The organism is Hymenobacter tenuis (assembly GCF_054780495.1).
Genome location: NZ_BAAGWF010000001.1, coordinates 1,023,487 through 1,047,873 on the forward strand (window position 1 = coordinate 1,023,487; position 24,387 = coordinate 1,047,873).

A 24,387-nucleotide genomic window follows, 5' to 3' on the forward strand; every position below is an offset into this window, starting at 1 on the left:
AGCCTAGCTGTCAGAACGAAAGCAGCATATGTCCATGAAACCAACCTACCAGCAACCCACGGAGCGCGGCTACTACGGCCAGTTTGGCGGTGCCTTCATTCCGGAAATGCTTTATCCCAATGTGGAAGAGCTGCGCCAGCAATACCTGAGCATCATGGCCGAGCCGGAGTTTCAGGAGGAATACCAGCAGCTCCTGCGCGACTACGTGGGCCGGCCTACCCCCTTGTTTGAAGCCAAGCGCCTGTCGGCCAAGTACAACACCCGCATTTACCTGAAGCGCGAGGATTTGTGCCACACCGGCGCCCACAAGGTAAATAACACCGTCGGCCAGATTTTGCTAGCCAAGCGTTTGGGCAAAACCCGCATCATCGCCGAAACCGGCGCTGGTCAGCATGGCGTGGCTACGGCCACGGTGTGTGCCCTGATGGGTATGGAGTGCATTGTGTACATGGGCGAAATCGACATGGAGCGCCAGAAGCCCAACGTGTACCGCATGCGCCTGCTCGGAGCCGAGGTACGCGCGGCCATGAGCGGCAGCCGTACCCTTAAAGACGCCACCAACGAAGCCATCCGCGACTGGATTTCCAACCCCGTGGACACGCACTACATCATCGGCTCGGTAGTAGGTCCGCACCCGTACCCCGACCTGGTGGCCCGGTTGCAGTCGGTTATCAGTGAAGAAATGCGCAAGCAGCTCCTGGAGAAAACCGGTTCCGAACTGCCTCATTATGTGGTGGCTTGTGTGGGCGGTGGCTCCAATGCAGCGGGCGCTTTCTATCATTTCCTAGAAGAGCCTTCCGTGAAACTGGTAGCTGTAGAGGCCGCCGGACACGGTATCCACTCGGGGCACTCGGCGGCTACGTCGGTGCTGGGTAAGCCAGGTATTATTCATGGCTCGCGCACCTTGCTCATGCAGGACGAAGACGGCCAGATTACCGAGCCGTATTCTATTTCGGCAGGCCTTGATTATCCCGGCATTGGGCCGCTGCATGCTTTCCTGGCTGATGCCGGCCGGGCACAGTTTATCAGCATTGAGGATGAGGATGCCCTGCGTGCCGTATCGGAATGCAGCCGCCTGGAAGGTATCATTCCGGCCCTCGAAACCGCACACGCCATAGCCGCCCTAGGCCAGCTGGGCGCCGGCCCCGACGATGTGGTAGTTATCAACCTCTCCGGCCGCGGCGACAAGGACCTGGAAACTTATCTAAAATACGCCGACACGATTCTCTAGCTCTCCCATGACCAACCGAATAGCGCAGGCTTTTCAGAAGAAAGGCAAAAACCTGCTCAACGTATACTTCACGGCTGGCTACCCCACGCTTCACGCCACGGTGCCGCTCATTAAGTCCCTTTCTGCAGCCGGCGCCGACCTTATCGAAATCGGGATGCCATTCTCGGACCCCCTGGCCGATGGTCCGGTAATTCAGGCGAGCAGCACCGCTGCCCTCAACAACGGCATGAACATGCGCGTGCTGTTCGAGCAGCTCGATGGAATCCGAAAGGAAGTGCCCGAAACACCTATTCTGCTGATGGGCTACCTCAATCCGGTGATGCAGTTCGGGGTAGAGAATTTCTGCCGCGAGGCCGCCGCTGCCGGTGTTGATGGTATTATCCTGCCTGATTTGCCCCTGGATGACTACGTAGCCGAATACCAGGAGATTTTCCAGCGCCACAACCTGCGGCCGGTGTTCCTCATCACGCCCCAAACCGCTCCGGAGCGCATTCGCCGCATCGATGATCTGACGGACTCCTTCCTCTACCTGGTGTCGGGCCCAGGTACTACGGGCGGCGCTAACACCCAGGCCGAAGGGGTGCAGGAGGCCTACTTTCAGCGCATCGAGGACATGAAGCTGCGCAACCCGCGCCTCATTGGCTTCGGTATCGGCGACAAAGCCTCTTTCCAAAACGCCTGCCGCTACGCGGAGGGAGCCATCATCGGCTCGGCCCTGATCCGCGCCCTCGACGACACCGACGATGCGCCTGCCGCCGCCGCGCGCTTTGTTTCCTCTGTTCTTCATTAACTAGCTAGTAAGAAGCCGTCATCTGTTGCTGCACGCAGCACGAAAAGAGCTTCTCCCATTCCATGATTATCCAACTCGACCCTCATATCACCGAAGCAAATAAGGCCGCTATTGAAGCCCGAATTCAGGAGCTTAAATACAAGGTCACGGAGGTGAAAACGCAGCGGGCTCACTACCTCGTTGCCATCGGCAAAGCCGACATCGACCTGCGCGCCATTGGGCAACTGCCCGGCATTCTGGACATTCATCGGGTTTCCGACGAATACAAGCTAGTAAGCCGGAAGTGGCGCGTGCGGCCCACCGTGCTGGACCTAGGCGACGGTGTGCGGATCGGAGAGGGGAGCCTGACGCTGGCGGCCGGCCCCTGCAGTATTGAGAGCGAGAAGCAGATGGAAAGCATCATGCAGCACCTCTTGGACAACGACGTGCGCATTATGCGGGGCGGCGTGTTCAAGCCGCGTTCTTCGCCCTACTCATTTCGGGGGCTGGGCATGGAAGGCCTGAAGCAGTTCCACCAGATGGCCCGGGCCCGCGGCATCAAAATCGTGACGGAAGTGATGCAGGTGTCGCAGGTAGAGGAAATGCACGATTACGTGGACGTGTTTCAGGTAGGTGCCCGCAACACTCAGAACTTTAACCTGCTCGATGCCCTAGGCGGTGTAGATAAGCCCGTGATGATTAAGCGCGGCATCTCGGGTACTATTGAAGAACTGCTGTCGTCGGCGGAGTACGTGTTTTCGGGCGGCAACGAGAAGCTGATTCTTTGCGAGCGGGGCATCCGGACCTTCGAAATAGCCTCGCGCAATACCTTGGACCTGAACGCGGTGCCCATCCTGAAGGAGAAGACGCACCTGCCCGTCATCGTCGACCCGTCGCACGGCATCGGCATCCGTGACTATGTGCCCGCTATGGCCCTAGCCGGCGTGATGGCCGGAGCGGATGGCATCATCTACGAAGCCCACGAAAAGCCCGAAGAAGCCGCTTCTGATGGGGCTCAAACTCTGAACTTCCAGGAGTCGGAGCGCCTGATCCGGAACCTGCGCAAGGTATATGCCCTCCGGCAGGAGTTGGAGTAAGTAGAGCAGCTAGTGCAGTGCACCCTACCACAGCCCGCCGCGGTGGAACGGCTGCCGGCGCATTGTTGTACTGAGTAGTGTAACTTGTTCCCGCAATTTCACTTTCAGGTCATCAATCTATTAGTATGAAACATTTGTTTGCGCTCCTTTTATCTGCCGGAGTTTTACTATCTGGCTGCGATAAAGAGTCAGAAAACGTAACAACCACCCCTGGCCCAAAGGAGTACACAACGGCTATTTCGGTAAGTGAAGCGGGCGCGCCGCCGTACGTGTTACCTGAAGCACAGGTAGGATCGGCTACGTATCAGGGACCAACTGCTACTTTCACGGTTAGCGGCAAGCTGCTCAGCGGCACTGTTGTTCGAATTACCTTTGAGCAAAGCAGCCCTACCGCTACTGGTGCCAACGTAACCGATGTGGTAGAGGTGTACTCCGAAAAACTGGGAAACGCCACACAGGCTAGCGGCCGGACTACCCGGGACGCCACGCGCAGAACGGTGAATGGAAGCTTCACCAGCCGATTTGCGGATGGCACTACGCTGGATGGAAACCTGAAGGACTTAGTGGTGCAGTAACCACTGGCAGTGTTCAGTTTAGGAAAAGGCCATGGGTTTAGCTTAGCTTTAACCCATGGCCTTTTCGTTTAACGTTTACAGTGGGTTGCTGCTGCCGTTTTTCGTGCAGGGAGTAGTGGTAAGTGCCATATTGCTGGCCCGTCGGGAGCGGGAGGAAGTAGCTGCGGATGGCTGGCTGGCGCTGCTGCTGGCATTGCAGACGTTGCGGCTGGCCCAGTGGATGCTTGGCTTTGCCGGCTGGTACGACGCGCACACGGCGGCTACCACCTTTATGTTTTACTTCCCCTTCAGCAACTGGTTGGCCATAGGGCCCGTGCTCTATTTCTATTTCCGAAGCCTGACAAACCAGGAGTTCCGGTTCACCCGCCGCATGCTCTGGCATTTTGTTCCCGCGCTGGTGTACGTTGGCTGGCACATAGCCCTAGTTGTGGTGGATGTGGTGGGGCTACACTGGCTGATGGGCCAGCCCCTGCCCGGCCACTATGGCACAAAAGGCGTGGTAGCGGTTTGGGCCGATAGGGTGGGGTTTCTGAGTTGGATTGATGCCTTGGGCTACGTGTCGGTGGCGGTATATGCGTGGCGTGCCCTGCGCGAGTTTCGGGCCTACGCTCAGTACCTTAACAATAACTTCTCCGATACGGAGCGAATCAGGTTTAGCTGGTTGCGCCATGTGCTGGTAGCCGTTTTGGTGAGCACTGCCGTTACGTTAGGGTTTGGCATTACCAACCTGCTAGTAACTCCTCTCAGCTATTACCAAGCCTGGTACGATTACTTGTTTACAGGCTTTCTGATTTATTACCTGAGCATTGCCGGGCTGCTGACGCATCATCGGCTGTTGGCACTACGCTTCTCGCCGAACCTAGCCGCACCAACCCATACAGCAAGTTCAGCCTCTGGCGATACGAGTACGCTGCCCACCCTGCCTGATACATTCGTTGAACCACATCAAACGGCCACTGCGTCGGGAGTGCTTACGGCTCCGGCAGTAGCGACTGAAGCCCAGGATGTTTCCAGTGATATCAAGCGCTGGACCATCCGGCTCGCAAAGCATATGGAGCTGGAGCGACCGTACTTGGCCCCTGAGTTGACCCTAGGCGAATTGGCAACCCAGCTGCAGACTAATACCTCGTGGCTCTCGAAGGTGATTAATAGCGGGTTCGGGCAGAACTATAACGACTATATAAATGAGTACCGCGTGCGAGAGGCCGAGCGCCGGCTGCGCGACCCCCAGTTTCGGCATTACACGCTGCTTGCAGTGGCCTTAGAGTCGGGTTTCAATTCCAAATCAACGTTCAACCGGGTATTTAAAAAGCTCCGGGGTGCCACGCCCAGCGAGGTGGCTCGCCAAGGCTAGCAGGTATCGGCACCACGTGCCAAACTATAAGTTGGGTCGGGTCAGATTGCAAACTAGGGCGTTTTTCGTGTGTAGAGCCGGTTTCTTTAAGGTGTTATTTCACTTCAAACCTCTTGGTCATGCGCATCTTTTTGAGTTTCCGCCCCGTGCTTTTTCTGCTGGCAGCCGTCTTGCTGGCTGGGACTATTTCGGCGGGTCGGTCTGGTATTCATTCCCAACTGCTCATTGAGCCTGGGAAGCAGTTTGTGCTGGGCGGTGGGCAGCCTGGGGCCTTTAAGGTGGAAGCCCGCAACATGGGCAAAGTGCCGGTTGAGTTCAAGGAACGGCCTAGAGGTGGTGGCATCTTTGGGCGTACTACGCTGGCCCCGGGGCAGCAGGCTACGCTGCGCTTTATGGCTGGTTCATCGGCGCTGCTGCTCAATCCATCTGCCCAACAGGCCGAGCTGAAGCTACACGTAACCGGTGACACACGCCTGAGCATGGGCTATGAACCGAACGGAACCAGGGAGGCCGCTGGCAAACTATAAAACACAAGCCACTAGGTCTTGTCTTGCCACTAACCCCACTGGATGCTGCGCCTAGCTTTGCCTCGCCATACAGCAGTAACGCTTCGTGGCTGCTTGCTATGTAGTGCGATAGGCTGAAGCGGTTTGTGTTTAGGCCAAAATCAAATAGCTTAATGATGAAAATAGAAATAGGCCCTTAATAGCAAGGGTGAATCTCATGAAAAGAGCAATTTCATTCAATGATGACCCTAAAACTTATAGGGGAATTTGCAATATGAATAGCCAAGGTCAAGAAATAGGGTTGAAAAATATATTGCCTGATGGTGTTGGTTATTTCTGAAGAAGTATATATTTGCATCATCATGCTGAACCTAACCGCGAAATGCTTTAACCTGATTAATGTCCGCCCTATGCAGGGTGGAGTCGGGCTCTTTTGCGGTTATGAAAGCTAGAAGCAACATGAAGCTTCTCCTCTGAAAATCACACAAGAGCCCGACTCCGCTAGGAGCCGGGCTTTTTTTCTGCCCAATAATCTGCTTTAACCTTATGGTACAGCAACACTACGACCAGTACACGGCCCAAGACCAGTTGGTTTGGAAAGTATTGTTCGACCGCCAGACGGCCCTGCTGCATAAGCGTGCCTGCGCTGCATTCGGGCAGGGGCTGGCTGCCATTGGCTTTCACCGCAACGCCATTCCTAACTTTGCGGAAGTAAGCCAGCGGTTGCAGAAAGCCACGGGCTGGCAGTTGGAGCCAGTGGCGGGCATGCTCAATGATGCCGATTTCTTTGGGTTGCTGGCCCAGCGCAAATTTCCGGCTACGGTCTGGATTCGCTCCATGGCGCAGTTCGACTTCATTGAAGAGCCTGACTTGTTCCACGGTGTGTTTGGGCACGTGCCGCTCCTGATGGATAAAGCATTTGCCGATTTCCTGTATTTCCTGGGCCATGTAGCCGCGCAGCATCTGCATGATCCGGTAGCCTTGGCCCGGCTGGAGCGCTTGTATGGCTTCACGGTGCAGTTTGGCCTAGTACAGGAGCGGGGCGAAGCACGTATGTACGGCGCGGGTTTGTTGTCCTCATCCGGTGAAATTCACCATTGCATCAGCGACGTAACCCGCCGCTACCCCTTTGATCTGGCCACTGTGCTGCACACGCCCTACAGCGAGGCGCACTTGCAGGACCAGTACTTCGTGCTCAACAGCTGGGACCAGCTCACGGAAAGCGTGGCGGAACTGGCGGCGCTACTGGCTACCAACTGGCAGCTGAAGCCGGTGGAATAAGTGTAGCTTGCCCGCGGCCGTAGTATCTGGTTTCGGGCATGGTCATCTGAAACCAACAAATCAAAGTGTAGAGACTGACTTCGCAGAAAACCGGTTTTTTACAGAACAAAGCAGCTTTTGGGGGTGGGATACTAAGTGCTGCTGTTGCCCGGTTATCCGCACACGCGGGCTGTAAGGTTAGTTTCTACGCTTTTGGTTTGTTTCCTAAGCTCGTCCGTTTACTTTTGCATCACATGTTGTTACTGACCTCCCGCTATTACGCCTACGCTTATTACGCTCCTGCCCGGAGCGGAGCGGCCACGGCGTGTTTCAGAGGATAATAACTTTCTCTCCTGACACTTTCAAAAGCCTGCTTCCGCTCTGCGGAGGCAGGCTTTTTCTTTTTAACCCCCTTCATTTCTTACTCACTATGATGTCGCTTTCTGCTCCTGCCCCCACTGCTGCCCCCGCCGCTTTACCGTTTCTGACTCAGGAGTACAGCGCATATACTGCCGATGATCAGCATGTGTGGCAACTGCTCTTCGACCGCCAGATGGCCTTGCTGCCCGGCCGCGCCGCCGATGCTTTTCTGGAAGGGGTGCGTCTGATTGGATTCACGCGGGATGCCATACCCGATTTTCGGGAAGTGAACCCGAGGCTGCAGCAACTTACAGGCTGGGAGCTGGTAGTAGTGCCGGGCATCGTAGATGATGCCGTGTTTTTCGGGTTGCTGGCTCAGAAGAAGTTTCCGGCTACCACATGGCTCCGGAAGCTGGAACAGCTGGATTACCTGGAAGAGCCCGATATGTTTCATGACGTGTTCGGGCATGTGCCATTGCTGACTGACCCTGGTTTCGCCGATTTTCTGCAGCAGCTCGGCAGTGCAGCTCAGCACCACGCTCAGCGTTGGCCCGGCACCCTGGAGCTGTTCACGCGGCTGTACTGGTTTACCGCCGAATTTGGGCTAGTAGAGCAGGCAGATGGGTTGCGCATTTACGGCGCCGGGCTGCTGTCGTCGCACGGAGAAGTAAAGTTCAGCCTCGGCGAGCAGCCTACCCGCCTCGATTTCACCCTGGATGGCGTACTGGATACGCCCTTCGAGAAAGACAAATTCCAGGAACTCTACTTCGTGCTGCGCCAGATGCAGCAACTGCCCGCTGCACTCACCACCTTGCTGGCACGACTAGCTGAATAACAGGCAGCGGTTCAGCCCGTTTCAGGACCTAGTAAAACAAGCCGTCCCGCGCCTTCACAGCGCCGGGGCGGTTTGTTGCCTTCTGTGGCCTAGTGCTTTGGGCTCTGAGAAGGCCTAGTAGCGCCAGCCCAAACGCCGGTAGATAAAGTGCAGCAGCCACAGCGGCCCAATGAGCAGAAATTGCAGGTCTTTCAGAAACGACGGCTTTTTGCCTTCTACCTTATGGCCCCAAAACTGCCCAATCCAGGCCAGCACAAACACGATCAGGCAAACCGCCCATAGCGGCAATCCCGCCGCGGCATCTACTACGTGCAACAGGCCAGCCATTAGGGCCCACACCAGCACCATGCCCACAGCCAGCCGCCCCGATAAGCGCAGGTAGTAGCCCACGGCCAGTACCATAATCAAGGTAGCCCAGTTCAGCCAAGGGCTAATGTGCTGAAGACTTTGCGGCACCGGAATCGACCACAGCAGCCCCAAAATCGAGAACATGATCAAGGGCACGCACACCCAGTGCACCAACTTGTTGGTGGGGTTCTGGTGGCTTTCGCCGTACTCGTTAAGCAAACTTTGAACAGGGGAGTGGAGGTCGGGCTGCATAGCGCAAAGAGTGGTGGGAGCTAAAATATAGCAGTTTAAAGCCTATATCGAAAACAACCCTAGCATGGTGCCCGCCAACAAAAAGGGCTGCCCCAACGAGCAGCCCTTTTCAACGGTACAGACAGATGCGTACAATCTCACGCATCCGTTTACATCCGTGATTTACTTCAGTTTTAGGTTTTTCTTAAGGTAGGCCACGGAAGCGGCATGGGCTTCTTCCGCAAAGGTTTTGCTGTATTTGGGGTTAGATGGGTTGGCGAAAGCGTGGTCGGCATCGTAGGTTTTCACCGTCAGGCCTTTTTTGGCGGCGGCCATGTCTTTCTGGAACTGGTCTACTACTTCCTGATTAATCCACTTGTCCTGCTTCGCAAAAACGAAAAGCACATCGGTGTTCAGGGTTTTGAGCTTGGCCACGTCTTTCTCGGGCATGCCGTAATAGGCTACGCAGGCTTTAGCTTTCGAGCCGGCTAGCAGCGCCGTCTGGATGCTCCAACCGCCGCCGAAGCACCAGCCAATGCTGGCAATCTGGGCTTTAGGGCCGGCGTGCAGCAAAGCCCCGTTGATGATGGCCTGGGCGCGCTCTGTTTTTACGCCTTGCATAAGCTTGCCGGCCTGGTCGGCATCGGTGGCTATCTGGCCATCGTACAAATCGAGGGCAATGACATTCACGCCCGGCAACTCTTTAGCAAAACGAGCCGCTTCCTGCTTAATGTAATCGTTGAGGCCCCACCACTCATGAATCACGAACAGATACTTGTCGGAGCGAATGTTGCTCTTGATTTCGAAGGCTTTGCTGCTTTGGCCGTCAGTGGTTTTAAATTCCACCATTTCGCCGGTTCCTTGGTAGGTGAAGGGTAGGGGTGCATCGTGGCCGCCGGAAAAGTCTTCGTTTGAAGCCAGCATGGCAAATACCTCCGTAGCATTTTGGCCAGCGGCGGGCTTGGCACAGCAGCTCAGCGTCTGGCCAGAGGCCATAGAAACTACGCTCAGGAGCGCTACGCAAAGGGTCCAGATTTTTTTCATGAAAGGGGAAGATGGAAGTGAAAAAAGAAGCAGTCCGATGGTACCAGTGTAGATACACGAGTACCGCCGGACTGCTTAAACTGCTCAGCTTCCGTTAGGTTTAAGAATTGCTTACGTCCGTTGGATTTGTTTGAATGCAGGCGCGCAATTCAGTAAGTAAAGCATAGAGGCCCACATAGGTACGGTTCAGGTAAATAAAGTGCTCTGAGCCGCGTGGCTCCCGCTGCTGGCGTAGTTCGGGCTGCTGCATCAGGTCGTCGCCGAGGGTATAAAGGCTTTGCATATAGGCCGGGTCCCCGAAATCGAAAGTAGCCTGCCGGAAGGGGCGGCCCACCAGTTCGAGCGAAGACTGCATGGTGCTGACGTAGAACGTGCGTTGCGCTTCAGAGTCTTGCGGGCGTACTACCCCGGCTTCGGTCAGCAAGTCGGTTAAGCGGGTTTGATCAGCTAGGGCTTCGGGCGTGAGCAAGGCCGTGAACAGGCGGTGCACATCGGCCGGGATTTCCTTGACGCAGCCAAAATCCAGCACGCCCAGCGTGCCACCCGCCTCAGTGCGCAGCAGGAAGTTGCCCGGGTGCGGATCGGCATGCACCTGCAGCAAGGTGTTCAGCTGAAACATATAGAAATCCCAGAGCGCCTGCCCAAGCTGATTGCGGACTTCCTGGCTGGGCTCGGTGGTAAGAAACTCTTTGAGATGCTGGCCGGGCAGCCAGTCCATGGTAAGAATGCGGGCCGAGGACAGTTCCGGGTAATACTTCGGGAACTGCAGGTGCGGCAGGGTGGCACAAGCGGCCGCAATCTGCTGGCCGCGCCGTAGCTCCAGAGCGTAGTCGGTTTCCTCAATCAGGCGCGTTTCCACTTCCTGCAAATAGGGCCGAACGGTAGCTTCATCTAGCCCCAACACGCGTAAGGCAATGGGTTTTACCAGCCGGATATCGGAGCGGATGCTGTCGGCTACACCAGGGTACTGCACCTTCACAGCCAGATCCAATCCATCTTTTCGGGCAAAATGTACCTGACCGATGCTGGCGGCCTGGCGGGCATTCAGGTCAAATTCCTCAAACACCTCAAACGGCGACTTTCCGAAAGCATCCCGAAACGCCTTCACTACCAGCGGCCCCGAAAGCGGCGGGGTTTGGTACTGGGCCTGGGCAAACTGGTCGGCGTAGGCAGTGGGCAAGATGTTCTTTTCCATGGCCAGCATCTGGGCCACCTTCAGCACCGAGCCTTTCATTTCGCTGAGGGCGCCGTACAGTTCCGCCGCGTTGGCTTCGTGCAGGTCGGCGGTGGTGCTGTTGGCGCCTACGGCACGTTTGGCGTAGTGCTTCACGTAATTGGCGCCCACATTCAGGCCAGTTTTGGCAAAACGGGCCGCCCGCGCCACTTTGGTAGTGGGCAAGGAGGATAGTGATTTGGAGGTTTCGTCCATCAAAGGGGTAAAGAGAAACGCCAAAGCAGCAGAAGCCGCCAGCTTTTCAATGGAGATGTTGCGCAGGGTTTGGCCATCTAGGAACCCTAGCGAAAACGCACACTATTTCTGCACCAGAAACCGCACCAAGTCAAGGGCCGAGTCGAGGGTGTTGCGACCCACCAAATCGAAGCTGAGAGTAACGGCTTTCTCCACGGCGGCATCGGTGCGCTGGAAATCTACGGTGTCGTCTTTGGCAAAGAAGCCGAGCACAAACAGCACCTGCTGCCAGAACGCGCGCGGATACTGGTCTTCTACCAACGTACGGCGCGCTACTTCCTCGGTGCGGCGGCCGTCGCGCAAGATGCCGCCCACAAATACTTCAAAATCCTGGCGGAAATCATCGAGCACGCGGGGCGTAAGGCCAGGCATGCGATGCATAGAGCGGCGCAGGCTTTGCAGTGCGAAGCTGCGGTTGCGCTTCAGAATCTCAAGCAAAGTATAATAGAAACCCAGCAGCTTTTCGCGGGCGCCATACTGCTCCCACACGGGCTCTTTGCTGGCCGTAGCCAACGCCTCGCGCCCAAAATCGGCCCACAAATCCCGGTCGATGGCATCAAAGGTGGCATAGTAGCGGTAGAACTCCTGCTCAGGCAGGCCTAGCTTTTTGGTGAGTTTGAATACGGAGGCCGGCTGCACCCCTTTGCGCAGCACGTAATCGAGATAGGCTTGTTTGATGCGGTCCTTTTCCATGAAACTATAACCGATAAGATGGCCGGAAGTTGCTTGACACGGGCGTTTCGCTAGCGTAAAACCAAGGGTAAACCCAAGCGGGATTCAGAGATGCAGAAGGCCTAGGGAACAGGGCCCTCACGAGCCAGCTGCTCGGTAAGCCGTGCGTAGGGTTTCGATGGCGCGCTCCCGCGCAAATTTGTGGTCAACAATCGGCTTGGGGTATTCGCAGGTGCCAAACTCGGGTATCCATTGCCACACGTAGGCAAATGTGGGGTCATACTGCTCCTGCTGACTTTGGGGGCTGTACACCCGGAACCACGGCGCGGCTACTACGCCGGTGCCGGCCATCCACTGCCAGTTGCCTACGTTCTGCGACATATCGTAATCCAGCAGCTTATCAGCAAAATACCGGTCGCCCCAGCGCCAGTCAATGAGCAGGTGCTTTACTAGGAAGCCGGCTGCGGCAATGCGGGCTCGGTTGGGCATATAGCCGGTTTGGTTTAGCTCGCGCATGCCCGCATCCACCAAGGGGTAGCCTGTCCGGCCCTCGCACCAAGCCCGGAACTCCTCTTCGTTGTTGCGGTAAGGCACGTGGCGCAGGCGCGGATCGAAGCTTTCGGTGGCCGTAATGGGGTAGTGCCAGAGCAGCATCATGAAGTAGTCGCGCCAAATCAGCTCAGCCAGCAGCTTCGGGTTCAGCTCGCGGGCCTGGCGCATCAGCTCCCGCACGCTCAGCGTCCCGAAGCGCAGGTGCACGGAGCGACGCGTACTGCTGTCCACACGGCCGGGCGTGTCGCGGGTGAGGTGGTAGTTGCGCACCAGGCTTTCGGGGGGCAGTTCGGCTAGGGGTATTTCCTGCCGGAACTCCTCAAAACCCATGTCCTGGAGCGTAGGCCGCGGTGGGGCATCGGGGAGTTTGGCTAGGTGCTCTGAGGTATACAACTCTGCTGAAGGGTAAGGTTGCAGATGCGCGTCCTGAAGCTTTTCCAGCCACGCCTTGCGGTAGGCCCCGAACACCCGCGCCGGCTTGCCGGATTTACCCAGCAGCTCATTCTTGGCAAAAATCACCTGGTCTTTCAGGGCCTGAAAGGTGGCGCCGTAGCGGGCTGCCAACGCGGCCACGGCTGTATCCCGCTCCGTAGCGTAGGGCTCGTAATCCTCGTTGGTGAAGATGGCCGCTACCTCGTGTTGGGTTAGCAACTGCTCCAGCACCTCCAGCGGCCGCCCATACAGCGCCAAAAACGTACCACCGTGCTGCTCCGTCTGCTGGGCTAGGCGCTCCACCTGCTCATAAATAAACGTAACCCGGGCGTCGCGGCGGGAGGGAAGCAAATCCAGAATTTCCCGGTCGTAGATGAACAGCGGCACCACCGGGTGGCCGCTATGTAAGGCGGCAGCTAGGCCGGCATTATCATGCTGCCGCAGGTCGCGCCGATGCCAGAACAGAGTAATAGGCATAGATACAAGTATACGTTAGGCAAAAGCTAAAAATGGCTGGGGCAAGCGGTTTACCTCAGTCTGAAGGCTAGCAAAAGAATACTCGTCGTGCTGTACTAGCCTCCAGATCAGGGTAAACCGTTATTTCAATCGGCTCATTCCGCCATCAACGGGCAACACCTGGCCGGTTATGAACGAGCCGTGGTCGGAGAGGAGGAACGATGCCATGTAGGCCAGATCTTCGGGCTCGCCGATGCGTTGGAGCGGATGCCGCTTGGCGCTGGCCTCCATTTTTTCCGGCGTATTGAGCAGGGCAGCGGCCAGGGGCGTGTTGGTCAGGGATGGCGCCACGGCATTCACCCGGATGCCACTGGCAGCGTACTCAGCGGCCAGGGCACGCGTGAGACCCTCTACGGCTGCTTTGGCCGTGGCAATGCTGGCATGAAACGCCATGCCCGTATCGGCAGCCACAGTGCTGAAAAGCACTACAGAAGCCCCATTCGCCTTTTTCAGGCGCTTCATGGTGGCCTGCAGAATCTGAACTGCGCCTAGCACATTCAGCTCAAAATCGGCCCGGAAATCAGCCACCGGAATCCGCTCAAAGGGCCGCAGCTTGATGTTGCCGGGGCAGTACACCACGCCGTGCAGCACCTCAGGCAGGCCATCGAGGCGGCCTGCTAGATCTTGGGTTACGTCCAACTCCACAAAGGTAGTGCCCAACTCAGCCAGCTCTGGTGAGAGGTGGCGGGAGGCCGTGTACAGGTTGGCGTTGAGCTTGTGCAGCAGGCGGGCGGTAGCCAAGCCAATACCGGACGATGCCCCAACGAGGAGAATATTTTTGTCAGCAAATTCCATGGGAGGCGGTTCAGGTGAAAATGGTCTTCTGCTAACTGAACCGTGGCCGGAAGGTTTAGCTCCGGGAGTAGGCTAGGCGAAGAGGCTTCGGCAAGTTGCTGGCCCTAGGGTGCCTAGGCCAGTGGCTTCACCAAACCTTCTGAATGAAACGTCCCTCGGACAGGCCACCAGCGTCCTGCTGCTTTCCGTTATTTTCAGCTCAAAGGGTCTTCCCAGACGCTGCCGACCCCGACCAAGGGTGTTGGTATAGCTGCGGCACGCTTCTCACTGCTCGCCGTTGAACTCATACTCATATACCGGCTCCATCGCCGCGCTACTAGGCGGGCACCACGATAGCTGCCTTCAACACCTAGTCTGTTCTCACACCCCAGTGCCCGCTTGCCAGCCGGTAGTTGGGGTGTTGTGGGCGTGAGGCTGCGCGCTTAGCACTGGTACAGAAAGTACTAGAGATAAAAACACAGCCAAATAAAAATACATATTCTTATACTTGAATGAATAACTCTTTATGCGCTCAGTTCCCTACACAGCTTTCATTCGGAAGGGTGCACAGGTTTCCTCTTGACTGCGCTGCGTAGCTGGTGACTGTAAAAGTGGTTCTGTAATGCTGAGCTTATTTGCGAAAAAACACTTTTTAGCAAAAATTCGCTAACTGTTGTAAGTCGCTTTCCGTAGCTTGCACTCTCTTCCCTGTTCTACTCCTAACACCGCTTTCCACGATGAATATCCGCAAACTGCTGGTCGCCAACCGGGGCGAAATTGCCATTCGAGTACTACGGGCGGCCACCGAGCTAGGCATCCAGACCGTCGCCATCTACACCTACGAGGACCGCTATTCCCTGCACCGTTACAAAGCCGACGAAGCCTACCAAGTGGGCCGCGACGATGAGCCACTGAAGCCCTACCTCGATATCGAAGGCATCATCCGGACGGCTAAGGAAAACGGCGCCGACGCTATTCACCCCGGCTACGGCTTTCTTTCGGAGAATGCCACGCTGGCCCGGCGTTGCGGCGAAGAAGGCATCATCTTCGTCGGGCCGCGACCCGAAGTGATGGATGCCCTCGGCGACAAAGTAGCGGCTAAGAAAGTGGCGGTAGAGTGCCAGGTGCCCATCATTGAAAGCAGCATTCAGGACCTCACCGACCTGGACATTGCCCTAGAAGAAGCCCACCGCATTGGCTACCCCGTGATGCTGAAGGCGGCGTCTGGCGGCGGCGGCCGTGGCATGCGTGTCATCCGCGACGACGATCAGCTGGAACGCGGTTTCTTTGAAGCCCGCAATGAGGCCCTGAAAGCCTTCGGCGACGATACCGTGTTTCTGGAGAAGTTTGTGGAGCAGCCCAAGCACATTGAAGTGCAGCTGGTAGCTGATAACTACGGCGGCCTCACGCACCTGTATGAGCGCGACTGCTCGGTGCAGCGGCGCTACCAGAAGGTGGTGGAAGTAGCACCCTCGCTGAACCTACCGGACCACATGCGCCACTTGCTGTATGAGTACGCGTTGCGCCTAGGCCGTGCTGTAAACTACAACAACGTGGGTACTGTGGAATTCCTGGTGAACCCCGAGCACGACCGGATTTACTTTATCGAAGTGAACCCTCGCATTCAGGTAGAGCACACCGTAACCGAAATGATTACGGGCATTGACCTGATTAAAACGCAACTGCACATTGCCGATGGCCGCCGCCTCACTGACCCCGAAATAGGGTTAGGCCCGGAGGTGAAACCTATGAAAATAGGCGTAGCCATTCAGTGCCGCATCACCACCGAAGATCCTGAGCAGGACTTCAAGCCAGATTATGGTACCATCACGGCCTATCGCTCGGCGGGCGGTTTCGGCATTCGCTTAGACCAGGGCTCGGTGTATACTGGCGTCAAGGTGTCGCCCTTCTTTGATTCTCTATTGGTAAAGGTTTCGACGCACGCGCCCACATTAGCCGACGCGGCTCAGAAGATGGCGCGGACGCTCGATGAATTCCGGGTGCGCGGGGTGAGCACCAACATCCAGTTCCTTCAGAACATCATTGCCCACCCTGTTTTCATGGCGGGCGAGGCGAACGTGGACTTTATCAAAGACCACCAGGAGCTATTCAAATTCAAGGCGCGCCAAGACCGGGCTACCAAGGTGCTCAGCTTCCTCGGCGACGTGATTGTGAACGGCAACCCCGATGTGAAGGGCAACTTGGACCCCAAGCGTGAGCTGCGCAAACCTCGCCTGCCCGATGCTGACCTGACCAAAGCCCCTAGCCCCGGAACGAAGGACAAGCTCACGGAACTGGGCCCCGACGGATTTGCACAGTGGCTTCGCGCCGAAAAGCAAATCCATTATACCGACACGACCCTGCGCGACGCTCACCAAAGCTTGCTGGCTACGCGCATGCGCACCTTCGACATGCTGAAAGTAGCGGAGCGCTACGCCCACCAACATCCACAAACCTTCTCGCTCGAGTGCTGGGGCGGCGCTACCTTCGATGTGGCCCTGCGCTTCCTGCACGAAGACCCCTGGGAGCGGTTGGCTAAGCTGCGCAAAGCCGTGCCAAACATTTTGCTCCAGATGCTGATTCGAGGGGCCAATGGCGTAGGCTATAAGGCGTACCCCGATAACCTCACGGAGCGTTTTGTGCAGCAGGCCGCCGAAACCGGCATCGACGTATTCCGCATCTTCGACTCGTTGAACTGGATGCCCGGCATGGAGGCCTGCATTGAGTTTGTGCGCAATAAAACCGACCGGCTCGCGGAAGCCAGCATCTGCTATACTGGCGACATCCTGGACCCCAAGCGCAATCAGAAATACTCGCTTGAGTACTACCTCCGGTTGGCCAAGCAAATTGAAGATGCCGGCGCTCACATCCTGTGCATTAAAGACATGGCCGGCCTGCTGAAACCGTATGCCGCTACCGAGCTGATTACCGCCCTGCGCGACACCATCAGCCTGCCCATTCACTTGCATACTCACGATACATCTTCTTTGCAATCAGCTACTTATTTAAAAGCGATGGAAGCAGGAGTTGATGTAATTGACGTGGCCCTAGGCTCACTTTCGGGGCTAACCTCCCAGCCGAACTTCAACTCCATTGTGGAGATGCTGCGCGGCCAGGAGCGACACCGCGAGTTCGATCAACGCTCACTCAACGACTTCTCGAATTACTGGGATACGGTGCGCGAGTATTACTACCCCTTCGAGTCGGGCCTGAAGGCCGGAACTTCGGAGGTATTTCAGCACGAAATTCCGGGTGGGCAGTACTCTAACCTCCGGCCACAGGCCGCTTCCCTTGGCCTGATTGATAAGTTTGAAACCGTGAAAACCACCTTTGCCGATGTCAACCAGCTGTTTGGTGATATCATTAAGGTAACGCCTTCCTCGAAGGTAGTCGGCGATATGGCGCTGTTCCTGGTTTCCAACAACCTCACTACCTCTGATGTGCTGGACAAGGCCGCCACGCTGAGCTTCCCGGAATCGGTACGGGAGCTGTTTCGCGGCGACATTGGCCAGCCGGAAGGTGGCTGGCCCAAGGATGTGCAGAAGGCTATTCTAAAAGACGAGCAGCCCTTCACCGACCGGCCCAACGAGCACCTCGCGCCCATTGACTTTGAGCAGGAGTGGCAGAAGTTTGAGGATAAGTTTGGGCAGCGCGCCAAGTTCACCGACTTGCTCTCGTGGCTGCTCTACCCCAAGGTATTCGAGCAGTACTGGAAGCACCAGCAGGAGTACGGCGACGTTTCCGTTGTTCCGACCGGTGCCTTCTTCTACGGTCTGCAACCTGGCGACGAGACCATCATCGAAATAGCCCGCGGTAAAAGCATCATTGTAGGCCTGCAAAGCATCGGGCCGGTAAACGAAGACGGCTGCCGCACCATCTTCTTCAACCTGAATGGCCAGACGCGCAACCTGGAAATTCGGGATACTTCAGTGGAAGTCAAGAAGGTGCAAAACCCCAAAGCCGATAAAGCCAACACCAGGCAGATTGGGGCACCGCTACAAGGGCTTCTTTCCAAGGTACTCGTGGAAAAGGGCCAGCCGGTAAAGCGCAACTCACCGCTGTTCATTATCGAAGCCATGAAGATGGAAACCACCATCACGGCTACCGACGACACAACGGTGCAGGCCGTGAATCTGCCCGAAGGAACTCTCGTGAATGCCGACGATTTGGTGCTAACCTTAGGCTAGGGTCTGGTTGGCAGAAAACCAGTAAATTGGGGAATAATTGCTTTCACCGTTTCCGTTCTTCCTTATGTTTATTCGTTCTTTTCTGCTAAGTGCTCTGTTGGTTTCAGCGGGCACCGCGCTTGCCCAGCAGACAGCTATTGAGCAAACCGGGGCGGCCGCCCAGGCCAACCTCAATGCCTTGGTAAGCGGGTCGCCTACGGTGGTGCCGCGCGGCGCTACGGAAGCGACCAAAGGCTCGCCGTACGCGGATGGCCGCTGGCTGCCCGCTAAGCTGCGCATGACCAATAATATGCCCTTGGCATCTGTGCCTCTGAAATACGATGTGCTAAACCAGCGGCTGATGATGCGCCCGGTAAACCGACCCACCGACTCGTTGCAGCTTGATGACCGGTTGCTGGCGGGTTTCGTGCTGGAAGAGCCCGCAGTGGGAGCAGGTGGCGTGCGGCAGCGTACGTTCCGCCGATTCACGGAGGCTCCGGTGGCCACGCAGCGCCTAGAGTTTGTGGAAGTGCTGCACGAGGGAAAGTATGCTCTGCTGAAACGCTACGTGAAAGTGCTGCGCAAAGCCGACTATCAGGGTGCCTACAGCACCGACCGGCGCTACGATGAAATTGAGGACAAACCCTTGTACTATCTGCGCCGCCCCGATGGCACAGCCGTTCCGGTAAAACTCACGCTGAAGGGTATACAGACTGCGGCTCCGGAGCTGGCTTCAGCACTTAAGGCCGCCAAATTAGATGATGCTAAAACGGATGCCGAGTGGTCAGCAGCGCTGGCCAAGGCGGATGCCAAATAGCCTGTAAGAATTCCTTACTCAAACGGGAGGCCGAAGCCAGCTGCTCATGCTGATTTCGGCCTCCCGTTCTGGTTTCCAAGAGAAGTTACTAGGGCAATTCAGGCCCGCAAGTGCCGCTAAGCAGGTGATAATTTATTACGGTTTGCAGCCATCCAGAGGCTAGGGAATGACATGCTTGGGTTTGCTGGGTAAGTAGCCGAGTGGCAGCAGTATACTGCCTGGATAAGGGGGCAAACCAGGGCTACAAAAAAAAGCATCCTTGCCGAAGCGGAATGCTAGTTTGGCAAAGGTCAAAATAGCTACCTTCGGCTATGAAATCACTCTTTTTGGGCTTCTTTTTATTCTATTGCGCCCAGACTGCGCTAGGACAGAAAAAAGCAGTTAAGGTTATTAGTCCCAGCGTTGCCTCTACTACGGTTACGCGGGTAGTGCGGGCACTGGCCGCCGATGATATGCAAGGCCGGGCAACTGGCAAGCCCGGTAGCTTAAAAGCAGCGCAGTTCCTGGCTGCCGAGTTTCAGCGCATTGGGTTGCAGCCGCTGCCAGGCCTAAGCGGTTTTGAGCAAACTTTTCCGGCGTACGAGGTGCGTACGGCCGCGGCCCTGGTTTCCCTTAACGGCGTGATTGTCAACCAGGAGAAAATTGTGTTGGTATCGGGGCAGCCGCACCTAAACTGGACCGATGCCGATGAGCCTGCGCCCCGCATCGTAACCATTGATGCCAAAGCCAACCTGATGCGCGAAGTGCGCCCGCTGCTGGACCCCAAGGAAAATACCATTGTTTTCGTTGACCCGCTGCAAGTTTCCACCTTCGATAAACTAGCGGCTTATGTAAAGCGCGGCGGCTTACGCCCCGAGAAGCCAGCGCCTTTTACTACGCTCTTCGTGTTGGGCACCCCACCTACGGCACCGCTAAAGTTTATGGTTGCTGGTAATACTACCATCCGGACAGTGGAGCTGCGCAACGTGGTGGGCGTGCTGCCCGGTAAAGATGCTGCCCGTACTGCGGAGCAAGTGATTTTCAGCGGCCATTACGACCACCTCGGCATTGTGCCCGCCGTGCAAGGTGACTCCATTGCCAACGGGGCCGATGACGATGCCAGCGGCACTACGGCTGTAGTGGCCCTCGCTGAGTATTTCAAGCTGAAAAACGACAATGCCCGCCCGCTAGTATTTGTGGCGTTTACGGCCGAGGAAATTGGCGGCTTTGGGGCGCGCTACTTCTCTAAGCAACTCGACCCAAAACAGGTAGTGGCCATGTTCAATATTGAAATGATTGGCAAGCAGGCCAAGTTCGGCCCGAACACGGCTTTCATTACGGGTTTCGATAAGTCGGATTTTGGCAAGATGCTTCAGGAAAACTCGAAAGGCACCGTCTTCCGCTTTGAGGCTGACCCATACCCCGATCAAAACCTGTTCTACCGCTCTGATAACGCTACGCTGGCCCGCTTGGGCGTGCCCGCCCACACCATCAGCACCGACCAGATTCCGACCGATAAGCTCTACCACAGCGTTGATGATGAAGTAGAAAGCCTTGATTTGGCGAACATGACCGCCGTCATCACCGCCATCGGGCGCAGCGCTGCCGGTATCATCAGCGGCCAGCAAACGCCCACCCGCATTGCCGCCGATCAGGTAAAGCAGTAACAGAAGTAGCTGCCTAATTGGGTTTGCTAGGCACATCATGAACCCCAAACACCTGGCCCCCTCCAGCAACCCTAGTAAAGGGTAGCGGAGGGGGCCAGGTGTTTTAGTGTGGTATTCCAGGAAAGCTACTTGCTGCGCGACTAGGTAGCGCCGCCAAGGCCAATGTTACTTTCCGAGGCGGGCACTCAGGCCCGCGCCTACCGTAAAGCCACCGGCCGCTGGCGTAAGGCCGTGTGCCGCCGTTACATCAACTCGCAGACCGGGCAGGGGGCGATAGTATATGCCTGAGGTAAGGCCAGGGCGCCAGCCCTGCTGCCGCTGCCAAGTGGCGTAGGTTTCAGCAAAAAAGCCGAGGTGGGTGCCGGAGGTTAGCGGGCCGTTGAGGGCTAGGGTAGTCAGGTACTGGCCTTGTTTGGTGCCTTCCGCTTTAAAGCCCTGCTGCCGAAACCCTAGGTTGCCTTCGAGGCCAAACCGCTGCCCGAGCTGCTGCGAAACCAATAGGCGTCCGCCCGGCTCGTACACTTTGTTCTGGAAGCTGGCGTCGCCGTTCCGCAAGGTCATGTCGAACAGTACCACCACCTGCGAGCGGTTATTCTGCGTAGTAGAAGCCAAAAACTTAGCTCCCACGTTTAGCGGCGCAAAGCCCTGAGAGCCCGCAAATGCCACTGGCTTGCCCGCGTCAGTTGTAAGGGTGGTGGTGGTAGGCGTCAGGAGGTAGTTCTGAGTAGCGCGCAGCTCGATGTGGTTGAAAAAACCCACTCGCAGGGTACTGCCCCAGGCCGTGCGCCCGGCATAGCCCACGCTGCTTTTGGTGTCGTAGCTCGTAAGGCCGGTTTCCACCTGAAACTGGCCGGGATAGAGCATGTTGGTGGTGATGGTCTGACCGGGCCTGTCGGGGCGGATGAGGCGCACGAAGGGCGAGTCCTCATTGTTCTGGTTGGGGTCAGTGGTTTGGGCCAGGGTGCGGGCCGCGCCAGCAAAAAGCAAGGCGCCAGCGGTCAGCAGAGTGGTCTTTCGCATGTCCCCCCGACGCCATTCGGTTTGTAATAGTTCGATTTTACGAAGACGGTGTAACCTAACGGCCGCGTTTACGTGGAGCTCGTAGACGGCTTATTTAGGCCGTGAAGCTGGTTTTTACAGCAAATTGGGCAAGAAAAAAAGACCGGAAAAAATCCGGTCTTTTTCAAAAAATCAAGAAGTTGAAACAACTTACTCCGCTTGCTTAATGGCCTGAACGGCGGCTTCCACAGTAGCTTTCTGATCGGCGGGCTTGTCTTTCTGCACCTTCTCTAGCATCGCCAGAATTGGTTCATCAACGCCATATTTCTTGTACTGAATAGCCATCTGCTGCAAGCGCGTAACACCTTCCTTCAAAACAGTAGCATCATTGAGGCGGGTCATGAAGTTCACTAGGCTCTCCATCATCTCAAACTTGCCTTGAGGGCCAGCCGCGTCAAACTGATTGCGCACATACGTCCAAGTAGAGGCATCGCCGTGCTGGGCATACACGCTGGATACCGCCCGGCTCAAGCTGCCTTGGGCATCTTTCTCTAGTGACTGGGCTTTAGCCAACGCCTGCTTGGGCTGTACCTGTGCTAAGCCTTGTAAAGCCGCTCCCTGCACCGCATACGATTGGCTGTTGAGCGCTTGCGTGAAGGCTTTCTGGTCTTTCTTGTCCTTTAGCTCAGCTAGGGCCAGCAGCAAAGCCGCTTGGTTGTTGGTGTTTTTCTCACGGGCTAGCTGCCGGCGCAGTACCGGAGCAGCGGCCTTAGCCATGGCTTTGTCCTCGAGCTTTAGGCTGGATAAGGTTGCCAGGCGGAGCCCGTAATAGTTATCGGTGAGGCCAGCCAGCAGCAGGTTGCGGGCTGCCGCATCGGTAGTAGGTTTGGTAGCTGCCGCTGCAATGGCCTCCCGGCGGTCAACGTAGCGTGGGGCATTTTTGTACTGATACACAAAGTCCTCGAAGGGCTTGTTGTCAGTTTTTTGCCAGAGCAGCACTTTGTCGGCATCCACGTTCACTAGTGTAGGTTTGCTAGCGGCCGGAAAACGGAAAGTTTCGGTAGCCTGGCGCATCGTTACCATGTGGCGCTGGGGCTTGCCGTTCACGTACACATCCACCGCCATCGGCAGCTGGAACACCTTGCCGGGCTGGGTTTGCTTGATGGTGACGGATTGCTCCTTTCGGGCGGCATCCCAGGCGTAATCAATCGTCACGACGGGGTGGCCGGCATTAAAGTACCACTGGTTGAAAAACCAGTTCAAATCCTGACCCGAAACGGCCTCCAGCGCCAGGCGCAATTGGTGCGCTTCGCCGTTGCCGAAGCGGTTGTCTGTAAGGTATTTCTTGAGGCCCGCGAAGAACACGTCGTCGCCGAGGTGGTTGCGCAGCATGTTCAGAATCTGTCCGCCCTTCTGGTAGCTCACCAGGTCGAACATGTCTTCCTTGTCCGCATAGTGGAAGCGTACGAGGTGTTTCTGGGCATCTTGGGGGCTGCGCAGGTAGTTGCGCATGTACTGGTAGGCGTGCGCATCAGCGGCATCCTGGCCATACTTATGTTCCGCCCAAAGTGCCTCCGAAAAGTCGGCAAACGACTCGTTCACAGTCAGGTTGCTCCAGCTTTCAGCCGTTACCAAGTCGCCGAACCACTGGTGGAACAGTTCATGGGCAATGACGGATTCGCCGTTGGCATATTCTGCGTCGAGAGCTTCGCGGGCATCTTTTTGCAGAAACTCGCCATGTAGGGTAGCTGAGGTGTTTTCCATGGCGCCGCTCACGTAGTCGCGCACCACAATCTGCGCGTACTTATTCCAGGCATAGTCGACGCCCAAGCGCTGCGAGAAGAATTCCAGCATTTCGGGGGTGTGCCCAAAAATCTGCTTAGCGAAAGGAGCGTACTTGGGCTCGAGGTAGTAGCTAACCTCTTTGCCGCGCCAGGTGTCTTTGGCAATCTTGAAGTCGCCGACGGCCATCATGAACAAGTAAGGCGCGTGGGGCAGCTCCATCTTCCAGGTGTCGGTGCGCAGGCCCGCGCCGGCGGATTTCTGGCTTACCAATGCGCCATTGCTGAGCGTGACGTACTTGCTGGGCACGGTCATGCTGATTTCAGACGTAGTCTTCTGGTTGGGCTTGTCGATGGTCGGGAACCAGGCCGACGAGCTTTCTGTCTCGCCCTGCGTCCAAATCTGCACGGGCTTGCCGGCTTCGGTGCTGTCGGGGTTGATGAAGTACAGGCCTTTGGCATCGGAAATGGCCGCGCTGCCTTTGGCTTTCAGCTCATTGGGCTTGGCTGTGTACTCAATGTACACGGTGTATTGCTGGCCCGGGGTATAGAGCTTGTCTAGCCGGATATTGAGCTGCTCCTGGTTATAATCGTACTTCAAGGTCTTGGTGTCGGCCCCGTTTACCATCGTCACCGATTTGATATCCATGCCTTTGGCATCTAGCCGCAGCGAATCGGTAGCGTAGGCTAGGGGCTGCAACGTCACCCATTCTTTGCCATAGAGGTAGCGTTTCGCATAGTCGAACCGCACGTCCAGCTTGGTATGCACCAGCGCATTGATTTTGCGGGCAGTTTCGCGGTAGGGGAGTGTAGCAGATGAGTCGGGGCGGGCCGCCGGGCTTTGAGCAAATGCGGGAGCCGCGCCCAGTAACCCCAGGCTCAATAGGAAAGCTTTCGTCATGGATAAAAGAGCGTGTAATTAGGCTGCTAGTTGCAAACTTTTTAGCACAGATT

The 24,387-nt window shown here is 56.6% G+C and carries 19 protein-coding genes; 11 read left to right on the plus strand and 8 right to left on the minus strand.

Annotated features, from left to right (window positions below):
* Positions 1 to 34: 34 nt before the first annotated feature.
* From trpB to phhA, 8 genes are all read left to right on the plus strand, one after another.
* On the plus strand, positions 35 to 1,231 hold the full coding sequence (gene trpB, locus ACYVGU_RS04440) for a tryptophan synthase subunit beta (RefSeq protein WP_460621075.1): 1,197 nt from the start codon (positions 35 to 37) through the stop codon (positions 1,229 to 1,231).
* A 7-nt stretch (positions 1,232 to 1,238) separates the two neighbouring features.
* Positions 1,239 to 2,021: a tryptophan synthase subunit alpha gene (trpA, locus tag ACYVGU_RS04445; protein ID WP_460621076.1), complete on the plus strand. Its 783-nt coding sequence runs from the start codon at positions 1,239 to 1,241 to the stop codon at positions 2,019 to 2,021.
* A 62-nt stretch (positions 2,022 to 2,083) separates the two neighbouring features.
* Positions 2,084 to 3,097, plus strand: coding sequence for a 3-deoxy-7-phosphoheptulonate synthase (gene aroF / locus ACYVGU_RS04450; protein WP_460621077.1), 1,014 nt, complete (start codon positions 2,084 to 2,086; stop codon positions 3,095 to 3,097).
* 125 nt (positions 3,098 to 3,222) lie between these two features.
* Positions 3,223 to 3,672 carry a hypothetical protein gene (locus ACYVGU_RS04455; RefSeq protein WP_460612266.1) on the plus strand — a complete coding sequence of 150 codons (450 nt, stop codon included), beginning with the start codon at positions 3,223 to 3,225 and terminating at the stop codon, positions 3,670 to 3,672.
* Between the two features lie 55 nt (positions 3,673 to 3,727).
* Entirely contained in the window at positions 3,728 to 5,026 is a 1,299-nt protein-coding gene (locus ACYVGU_RS04460; protein WP_460621078.1) for a helix-turn-helix domain-containing protein, read from the plus strand.
* A 119-nt stretch (positions 5,027 to 5,145) separates the two neighbouring features.
* The gene (locus tag ACYVGU_RS04465; protein ID WP_460621079.1) at positions 5,146 to 5,553 is read left to right on the plus strand and encodes a hypothetical protein; all 408 of its coding nucleotides are present in this window, start codon (positions 5,146 to 5,148) and stop codon (positions 5,551 to 5,553) included.
* A 525-nt stretch (positions 5,554 to 6,078) separates the two neighbouring features.
* The gene (locus ACYVGU_RS04470) at positions 6,079 to 6,813 is read left to right on the plus strand and encodes a phenylalanine 4-monooxygenase (protein WP_460612263.1); all 735 of its coding nucleotides are present in this window, start codon (positions 6,079 to 6,081) and stop codon (positions 6,811 to 6,813) included.
* A 409-nt stretch (positions 6,814 to 7,222) separates the two neighbouring features.
* A complete protein-coding gene (gene phhA / locus ACYVGU_RS04475; RefSeq protein WP_460621080.1) occupies positions 7,223 to 7,987 on the plus strand; it encodes a phenylalanine 4-monooxygenase in 765 nt (254 codons plus the stop codon).
* A gap of 114 nt (positions 7,988 to 8,101) precedes the next feature.
* Here the strand turns inward: phhA and ACYVGU_RS04480 are convergent, their stop codons facing one another.
* From ACYVGU_RS04480 to ACYVGU_RS04505, 6 genes are all read right to left on the minus strand, one after another.
* Positions 8,102 to 8,587, minus strand: coding sequence for an Mpo1 family 2-hydroxy fatty acid dioxygenase (locus tag ACYVGU_RS04480; protein WP_460621081.1), 486 nt, complete (start codon positions 8,585 to 8,587; stop codon positions 8,102 to 8,104).
* Between the two features lie 162 nt (positions 8,588 to 8,749).
* Entirely contained in the window at positions 8,750 to 9,610 is an 861-nt protein-coding gene (locus ACYVGU_RS04485) for a dienelactone hydrolase family protein (RefSeq protein WP_460621082.1), read from the minus strand.
* A 100-nt stretch (positions 9,611 to 9,710) separates the two neighbouring features.
* The gene (locus tag ACYVGU_RS04490) at positions 9,711 to 11,039 is read right to left on the minus strand and encodes an ABC1 kinase family protein (RefSeq protein WP_460621083.1); all 1,329 of its coding nucleotides are present in this window, start codon (positions 11,037 to 11,039) and stop codon (positions 9,711 to 9,713) included.
* A 102-nt stretch (positions 11,040 to 11,141) separates the two neighbouring features.
* Positions 11,142 to 11,771 (minus strand): TetR/AcrR family transcriptional regulator, encoded by a 630-nt coding sequence (locus ACYVGU_RS04495; protein ID WP_460612259.1) that lies wholly within the window; start codon positions 11,769 to 11,771, stop codon positions 11,142 to 11,144.
* A 117-nt stretch (positions 11,772 to 11,888) separates the two neighbouring features.
* Positions 11,889 to 13,211: a cryptochrome/photolyase family protein gene (locus tag ACYVGU_RS04500; protein WP_460621084.1), complete on the minus strand. Its 1,323-nt coding sequence runs from the start codon at positions 13,209 to 13,211 to the stop codon at positions 11,889 to 11,891.
* A gap of 120 nt (positions 13,212 to 13,331) precedes the next feature.
* Positions 13,332 to 14,045: an SDR family NAD(P)-dependent oxidoreductase gene (locus ACYVGU_RS04505; RefSeq protein WP_460621085.1), complete on the minus strand. Its 714-nt coding sequence runs from the start codon at positions 14,043 to 14,045 to the stop codon at positions 13,332 to 13,334.
* A gap of 716 nt (positions 14,046 to 14,761) precedes the next feature.
* Here ACYVGU_RS04505 and ACYVGU_RS04510 point away from each other — a divergent pair.
* The 3 genes from ACYVGU_RS04510 (at position 14,762) to ACYVGU_RS04520 (ending at position 20,653) form a co-directional block, all read left to right on the plus strand.
* Positions 14,762 to 18,211, plus strand: a complete 3,450-nt coding sequence (locus tag ACYVGU_RS04510) for a pyruvate carboxylase (RefSeq protein ID WP_460621086.1) — start codon at positions 14,762 to 14,764, stop codon at positions 18,209 to 18,211.
* A 64-nt stretch (positions 18,212 to 18,275) separates the two neighbouring features.
* Positions 18,276 to 19,007, plus strand: a complete 732-nt coding sequence (locus ACYVGU_RS04515) for a hypothetical protein (protein WP_460621087.1) — start codon at positions 18,276 to 18,278, stop codon at positions 19,005 to 19,007.
* A gap of 311 nt (positions 19,008 to 19,318) precedes the next feature.
* The gene (locus ACYVGU_RS04520) at positions 19,319 to 20,653 is read left to right on the plus strand and encodes a zinc-binding metallopeptidase family protein (RefSeq protein WP_460612254.1); all 1,335 of its coding nucleotides are present in this window, start codon (positions 19,319 to 19,321) and stop codon (positions 20,651 to 20,653) included.
* Positions 20,654 to 20,818: 165 nt separating this feature from the next.
* Here ACYVGU_RS04520 and ACYVGU_RS04525 read toward each other — a convergent pair whose 3' ends face one another.
* Complete coding sequence (locus ACYVGU_RS04525; protein ID WP_460621088.1) at positions 20,819 to 21,673, minus strand: transporter; 855 nt, start codon at positions 21,671 to 21,673, stop codon at positions 20,819 to 20,821.
* 189 nt (positions 21,674 to 21,862) lie between these two features.
* A complete protein-coding gene (locus ACYVGU_RS04530; RefSeq protein WP_460621089.1) occupies positions 21,863 to 24,334 on the minus strand; it encodes a M1 family metallopeptidase in 2,472 nt (823 codons plus the stop codon).
* Between the last annotated feature and the right edge of the window lie 53 nt (positions 24,335 to 24,387).